Origin of the sequence: Micromonospora sp. NPDC005215, from assembly GCF_040607915.1 — a bacterium.
GTDB lineage: Bacteria > Actinomycetota > Actinomycetes > Mycobacteriales > Micromonosporaceae > Micromonospora.
On record NZ_JBEXHQ010000096.1, the window covers coordinates 1 to 7012 of the forward strand.

Below are 7012 nucleotides of genomic sequence, written 5' to 3' on the forward strand. Positions count from 1 at the left end.
GGCAGCCACTGCGGCTGCCCGCCATGTGCTGTGGGCGGTATACCTCAGAGGTATGAATATGACTCTGAGGTATACCGCTCACTACCGCATCCGCCCTCACCGAGGTGACCGAGGGTCACCGCCTGCCGCCGGCCACAGCCCGCGCCAGGGTTAGGAATTACTCGTCTCGGCCTGGTCGGGCGCCTCGTCGGCCAGGTGCCAGACCTCGCGCATCGGGGCCCACCAGTCCCCCGAGCCGGGCTCGGCGATCGACTCCTGACACGGGTCGGTCAGCTTCCACCACTCCTGCGTCTGCGGGTCCGCGCCGATCAGCCGCAGGTCGGCCTCGTAGTCGTCGCCGACGTACTCGTAGTAGCCGAAGAGCAGGTCGTCGTGCAGGAAGATGGTGTAGTTGCGGAAATTCGCCTCGCGCAGCGTCTTCTCGACGCTCGGCCAGACGACGGCGTGCAACCGCAGGTAGGTTTCCCGCTGCTCCGGGCGGAGTCGGATCACGCAGCCATGACGTTTCACGTCGTGCCCTTTCGTGTGAGCTGGTTCAGGGGTGCCGAAGGCACCTGACCGTAGCGGGTGGAGGGTGCCGGGCAGGGGGCCAGCCGGCCGTCGATGTCGACCGTTTTGCCAGGACTACGCACAGTGGCCTTGGGTCTACCCTCGGATAATGGAGGGCCGCGTGCTGGTGGTCGAGGACGACGCCTCGATCCGGGAGGTCACCGCCCTCGGTCTGCGCCGCGCCGGCTTCCGGGTCGACACCGCCGTCGACGGGCGGCACGCCCTCGCGGCGTGGCGAGCCCACCCGGTCGACGTGATCGTGCTCGACGTCATGCTGCCCGGCCTGGACGGCCTGGAGGTCTGTCGCGAGATCCGGCGCACCAGCCAGGTGCCGATCCTGATGCTGACCGCGCGCACCGACACGATCGACGTGGTGGTCGGGTTGGAGTGCGGCGCGGACGACTACCTGCGTAAGCCCTTCGACCTGCCCGAGTTGGTGGCCCGGGTCCGCTCGGTGCTGCGCCGGGTGAGCGCGCCGGTCGCGTCGAGCGTCATCGAGGTCGGCGGCCTGGTCATCGACCCGGGCGGCTTCGTGGTCCGGCGGCACGGCCGGGAGGTGGCGCTGACCGCCACCGAGTTCCGCCTGTTGCTGGAACTGGCCCGCCGACCCGGTCAGGTCTTCACCCGGGAGCTGCTGCTGGACCTGGTCTGGAACCACGGCTTCCTCGGCGACTCCCGACTTGTCGACGTGGCGGTGCAGCGGCTGCGCGCCAAGATCGAGGACGATCCCGCGCAGCCACGGCTGGTCCGTACCGTGCGCGGCGCCGGCTACAAGTTGTCCACGGGCTGACGGGAGAGTCTGCGATGGCCGGACACGCGGTGACTCCGGGCCGCCTGCGGCGCCGGCTGACCATCGCGTTCGTCCTGGTCGCCGGGGTCTCGGCGGGACTACTCGCCGGCGGGACCGGGCTACTGCTACGACAGAGCTGGTGGGACGCGTCGCTGCACGAGGCGGCCGCCGACGCCCGCTACCAGCTCGTCCTCGCCGGGCAGTTCGTCCCGCTGACCGAGCAACGCAGCACGGAGCTGCTCACCAGTTTCGAGGCCAGCGGTCGGCACGTTGTGCTCGTCGACGGCCCGAGCCGCCCCTCGCACCCCGCGTACGCCCCAGTGCTGGGCACCCGGTTGCGGGCCACCGTCGCGGGCGGGCAACTCGGCTACCAGCGCAGCGCGCCGGCGGAACGCCCTCGGCTGCTGGTGGTCGGCGGCCGGGTTCCCGGCTCGACCGCCGAGCTGTACGTGCTCACCGTGGAGGACGACGTCGCCACCGACCTGGGCCAGCTGCGCACCGCGCTGCTGGCTGGCTGGGTCCTCGTGGTGCTGCTCGCGGCCGGGGTTGGTCACGCGCTGGCCCGGCGCACGTTGGAGCCGGTGGGCCGAGCCAGTCGGGCCGCTCAGGCGCTCACCGAGGGTCTGCTCGCCACCCGCCTGCCGGTCCGCGGGCGCGACGAGTTCAGCGCCTGGGCCGCGTCGTTCAACGAGATGGCCGAGGCGCTGGAGTCGAAGATCGTCGCGCTGTCGGCCGCGCAGGCCCGCGAGCGGCGGTTCACCGCCGACGTCGCGCACGAGCTGCGTACCCCGGTGACCGCGCTGGTGGCCGCGGCGTCGCTGCTGCGCGAGCACCTCGACCAGGTGCCCGACGAGGCCCGGCCAGCCGCCCGGTTGCTGGTCGGCGACGTGGTCCGGCTGCGCCGGCTGGTCGAGGACCTGATGGAGATCTCCCAGCTGGACGCCGGGCGGGAGCGGTTGGCCCTGCGGCCCGTCGACGCGTTGGCGCTGCTGCGCGGAATCGTCGCCACCCGTGGCTGGTCGGATCGGGTGCTTGTCGACGGAGACCCGGTCCCGCTGCACACCGACCCACGTCGGCTGGAGCGCGTGCTGGCCAACCTGGTCAGCAATGCGATCGAGCACGGCGGCGGAGAGATCCGGGCCGCCGTGACCGGTTCCGGCCCGCTTGTCGTCTTCGAGGTCAGCGACCAGGGGCCGGGCATCCCGGCGGAGCACCTGTCCCGCGTGTTCGACCGATTCCACAAGGTCGACCCGTCCCGTTCCGCACCGGGTAGTGGCCTCGGGCTGGCCATCGCGTGGGAGCACACGGCGCTGCTCCGCGGGGTGCTGAGCGTGCGCAGCGGACCTGACTCCGGCACCTGTTTCCGCTTGGAGCTGCCGACCTCCGCTCGGGTCGAGCCGCAGCGCGACGACGGCGCGCAGCGGCACACCGGGGCCGCGACGGCGGCGGACGGTGCGAGATGAGCCGGCACGGTGTCGCCGGGGCGATCGCGCCGGTGCTCGCCGCCGCGTTGCTGCTCAGCGGTTGCGGCGCCCCGCGCTCGGGTGTGCTCGGTCCGGCGCCCACCGCCGCACCGTCGAGCGCTACGGCGTCGAGCGGCGCACCGTCGAGTGCCGCACCGACCGAACGCCCGGCTCCGGATCCGCCGTCGGAGCCACCACCGGCAGCCACGGCACCCCCGCCCGCGTCGGCCAGCACCACCACCCGGGACACCGTGACGGTCGAGCTGTGGTTCGTCCGCGCCGAGCAACTCGTACCGACCAGGCGGACCCGGCCGGCCACCGTGGCGACATCCCGGCTGGCGCTCACCGAACTGGCCGCCGGACCCACGCGGGCGGAGTCCGCCACCGGGCTGCGGACCCTCGTCCCGGCCGGTCTCGAGGTCACCCGGATCACCGACGGCATGGCGACGCTGCGGGTCCCGTCCGCCGACGACCGGGCGCAGCGACGGCTGCGCGAGGCGCAGGTGGTCTGGACGCTCACCCAGTTCCCCACCGTGCGGCAGGTCCGCGTCGACGGCGCCGCACCTGTCGACCGGACGGACTACGCGGACCTGCTGCCGCCGATAGTGGTCAGCGGCCCGGCCCCGGGTGACCGCGTCTCCGCCCCGCTCGTCGTCACCGGCACCGCCGACGTGTTCGAGGCCACGGTGAGCGTCCGCGTGCTGGACGCCGCCGGCCGGGAGGTGGCCGCCGGGTTCGGCACGGCCAGTTGCGGCAGCGGCTGCCGGGGCGGGTACCGGGTGGTGGTCGGCTGGCGCACGGTCCGGGAGCAGAAGGGCACTGTCGAGGTGTACGAGGTGTCCGCCCGCGACGGCACCCGGATCAACACGATGGCCGTGCCGGTGGTCCTCGCCCCCGTCGGCTGACCACCGGGTTCACCCGCCGGACCCCTGGTGGAAACGCGTCCGTTTCGCTAGCTCAGTGCGACGCAACTCACGAAACCCTGCACCTTCACCATTTCGGAACTAGTGTCAGTACGACATCGTTTCGCGGGGGGTACGGGGATGCTTGGTGGTCAGCAGGTGGGAGCGGGTGCCGGGGTCCCGGCGGCCCGGGTCCCCCGGTGCACCGTCAGCGACCTCTTCGCCGTGGTCATCGACCTGCTGCGCGAGGTCGGGTTCGACCGGATGACCATCGACGGCGTCGCCGCCCGTGCCCACGTCAGCAAGGCCACCATCTACCGACGCTGGGACGGCAAGGCCGAACTCGTCGTCGCCGCCCTGCGCGACCGGCACGTGGGTGTGCACAACCCGCCCGACACCGGCAGCCTGCGCGGCGACCTGATCGAGCTGCTGCGCGCCACGGCCGCGATCTGCGTGGCCGACTGCGACCTGATGCAGGCGCTGACCTTCGCCATGCGGACCAACCCCGAGCTGGAACGCCTGGTACGCCACCAGGTGCTGCCGGCCGGACGGGTGGCCAGCACCGCCATCCTGGTGCGGGCCGCCGCCCGCGGGGAGATCCCGCCGGAGGCCGGCGAACGGGAGTTGTTCCACGATCTCGCGCCCGCGCTCACCATGTCCCGCCTCGTCGCGCACGGTCTACCCGCCGACGACGCGTTCCTCACCCAGGTCGTCGACCAGGTGCTGATCCCGGTACTCCGCTACCAGCCCGACCGCCCGTCCCAGGCCTGACCCACCGACATCCGCAACACGGAAGGCTTCACCATGCCCGGAACCACCTCGACCGCACCCGGCGCACCCGGCGCCGGGGCGTCGACAAGGGCGCCGCACCCGCGGCGCTGGATCGCCCTGGCGGTCATCGCGGTCTCGCAGCTGATGGTCGTCCTGGACGCCACAATCGTGAACATCGCACTGCCGCAGGCGCAGGCCGACCTGGGCATCACCGACGCGAACCGACAGTGGGTGATCACCGCCTACACGCTGGCCTTCGGCGGGCTGCTGCTGCTCGGCGGCCGGATCGCCGACTACTGGGGCCGCAAGCGCACGTTCATCGTCGGCATGACCGGCTTCGCGCTCGCCTCCGCGCTGGGCGGCCTGGCCACCACCGGCGGGATGCTCTTCGCCGCCCGCGCGTTGCAGGGCGCCTTCGGCGCGCTGCTCGCCCCGGCCGCGCTCGCGCTGCTCACCGTGCTGTTCACCGAGGCCACCGAGCGGGCCAAGGCCTTCGCGGTGTACGGCGCGATCGCCGGCGGCGGGTCGGCGGTCGGTCTGCTGCTCGGCGGGGTGCTCACGGAGTACGCCGACTGGCGCTGGTGCCTGCTTGTCAACATCCCGGTCGCCGCGATCGCGATCGCGTTCGCGCTCCCGCTGGTGCCGGAGAGCCGGGCACACGGCAACACCCGCTACGACGTGCCGGGCGCGATCGTGGTGACCGCCGGCCTGGTCTCCCTGGTGTACGGCTTCACCAAGGCCGCCGAGGACGGCTGGGACGCCACCGCGACGCTCGGTTTCATCGCCGCGGGCGTGGTGCTGCTCGCCGCCTTCGTGGTGATCGAGCTGCGCTCCAGCCACCCGCTGCTGCCGCTGCGGATCGTGCTGGACCGCAACCGGGGTGGGGCGTTCCTCACCTCGACGCTGATCGGCGCCGGCCTGTTCGGGGCGTTCCTCTTCCTGACCTTCTACTTCCAGGTGGTGTTGCAGTACAAGCCCCTGGAGGCGGGTCTCGCCTCGCTGCCGGTCACCGCCGGTGTGCTGATCGCCGCCGGTGGCGCCAGCCAGCTGATGCCGCGACTGGGCGCCAAGCCGCTGATGGTCGCCGGCGCCGTGCTGGCCGCCCTGGGCATGCTGGTGCTGACCCAGATCGACGCGGACACCTCGTTCCTCACCCACCTGCTGCCCGCCCAGGTCATCCTGGGCCTGGGGCTGGGCTTCACCTTCGTCCCGCTGTCCAGCCTCGCCCTGGTCGGGGTGCCGGAGCACGACGCCGGGGCGGCGAGCGCGACGCTCAACGCCACCCAGCAGATCGGTGGCTCGCTGGGCACCGCGCTGCTGAACACCTTCTACACCAGCGCGGTCGCCGCCTACCTGGTCGGCCGTGCCCCGAACCCGGTCACCCAGGTCGACGCCCTGGTGCACGGCTACCGGGTGGCGTTCGCCTGGGGCGCGGCGCTGATCGTGCTCGCCGGCCTGGCCACCCTGGTCCTGGTGCGGGTGCGCAAGGAGGACGTCCCGACCGGCGGCGCCGTGCACATGGGCTGAGCTGACCGACGTGGCCGCCAGCCGGACCGCTCCGACAGTGGGGTGGACCGGTCGGCGGCCACGTCGGGTACCGTCCCGACCATCGTCGAAAATCCGTTTGAGGAGATCCATGTCGACCCCTGCTGACCACGTCATCACGGCTCTGCGCGCGGGCCACGAGGAACTCGCCGCGCTCGTGCGGGACCTCAAGGAAGACGACCTGCTCCGTCCGTCGGGTGCCAGCGAGTGGCAGGTGTCCCAGGTGCTGAGCCACCTGGGCAGCGGCGCCGAGATCGGCCTGGCGACGCTGGAGGCCGCCCGCACCGGCGCGCCCGCCCTGGACGGGGACTTCAACCCCGGCGTCTGGGCGCGCTGGGACGCGATGGCCCCGGCCGAGCACGCCGCCGGTTTCCTCGCCGCCAACGAGCGGCTCGTCGAGGCGTACGAGTCGCTGGACGCCGAGACCCGGGCCTCGCTCCGGATCGACCTCGGCTTCCTGCCGGCGCCGGTCGACGTGGCCACCGCGGGCCGGCTGCGGCTCAACGAGTTCGCCCTGCACCAGTGGGACGTCGAGGTGGCGTTCAACCCGTTCGCGGCGGTGACGCCGGAGGCGGTGCCGCTGCTGCTCGACCTGGTCGGCGGCATGCTGGGCTGGATCAGCCGGCCGCAGGAGCAGGCCGATCGGCAGGCCACGGTGCTGGTTCGGCTGCACGCGCCGGAGCGGACGTTCGGGCTGCGGCTGGGCGAGAAGGTCGAGCTTGTCGACGCGCCGGAGCAGCCCGACGGTGAGCTGGTGGCCCCCGCCGAGGCGTGGCTACGCCTGGCGTTCGGCCGGCTCGGGCCCGCGCACACTCCGGAGGGGGTGCGGGCGACCGGCGCGGTGAGCCTCGACGACCTGCGTCGGGTCTTCGCCGGCTTCTGATCGCCGCCGTGGGGGGGGGGGGGGGGGGGCCCCCCCCCCCCGGGGCCCCAAAGAAAGGAGGAAGGGGGGGTGGGGGGAGAATGTTGTGTTTGAAGTGTATTATAAAGGT

At 72.7% G+C, this 7012-nt stretch carries 7 protein-coding genes; 6 read left to right on the plus strand and 1 reads right to left on the minus strand.

Annotation, left to right across the window (positions count from 1 at the left end):
- Positions 1–150 precede the first annotated feature (150 nt).
- On the minus strand, positions 151–492 hold the full coding sequence (locus ABZU25_RS34130; protein ID WP_355033487.1) for an L-rhamnose mutarotase: 342 nt from the start codon (positions 490–492) through the stop codon (positions 151–153).
- Between the two features lie 166 nt (positions 493–658).
- Here ABZU25_RS34130 and ABZU25_RS34135 point away from each other — a divergent pair, with 166 nt between their 5' ends.
- The 6 genes from ABZU25_RS34135 (at position 659) to ABZU25_RS34160 (ending at position 6903) form a co-directional block, all read left to right on the plus strand.
- Positions 659–1339, plus strand: coding sequence for a response regulator transcription factor (locus ABZU25_RS34135; protein WP_355033488.1), 681 nt, complete (start codon positions 659–661; stop codon positions 1337–1339).
- A 14-nt stretch (positions 1340–1353) separates the two neighbouring features.
- Entirely contained in the window at positions 1354–2802 is a 1449-nt protein-coding gene (locus tag ABZU25_RS34140; protein ID WP_355033489.1) for a HAMP domain-containing sensor histidine kinase, read from the plus strand.
- The gene (locus ABZU25_RS34145) at positions 2799–3707 is read left to right on the plus strand and encodes a Gmad2 immunoglobulin-like domain-containing protein (RefSeq protein WP_355033490.1); all 909 of its coding nucleotides are present in this window, start codon (positions 2799–2801) and stop codon (positions 3705–3707) included. The genes ABZU25_RS34140 and ABZU25_RS34145 overlap by 4 nt, the downstream gene beginning before the upstream one ends.
- 138 nt (positions 3708–3845) lie before the next feature.
- On the plus strand, positions 3846–4475 hold the full coding sequence (locus ABZU25_RS34150; RefSeq protein ID WP_355033491.1) for a TetR/AcrR family transcriptional regulator: 630 nt from the start codon (positions 3846–3848) through the stop codon (positions 4473–4475).
- A 33-nt stretch (positions 4476–4508) separates the two neighbouring features.
- The gene (locus ABZU25_RS34155; RefSeq protein WP_355033492.1) at positions 4509–6002 is read left to right on the plus strand and encodes an MFS transporter; all 1494 of its coding nucleotides are present in this window, start codon (positions 4509–4511) and stop codon (positions 6000–6002) included.
- Positions 6003–6111: 109 nt separating this feature from the next.
- Positions 6112–6903 carry a maleylpyruvate isomerase family mycothiol-dependent enzyme gene (locus ABZU25_RS34160; RefSeq protein WP_355033493.1) on the plus strand — a complete coding sequence of 264 codons (792 nt, stop codon included), beginning with the start codon at positions 6112–6114 and terminating at the stop codon, positions 6901–6903.
- Positions 6904–7012: the final 109 nt, after the last annotated feature.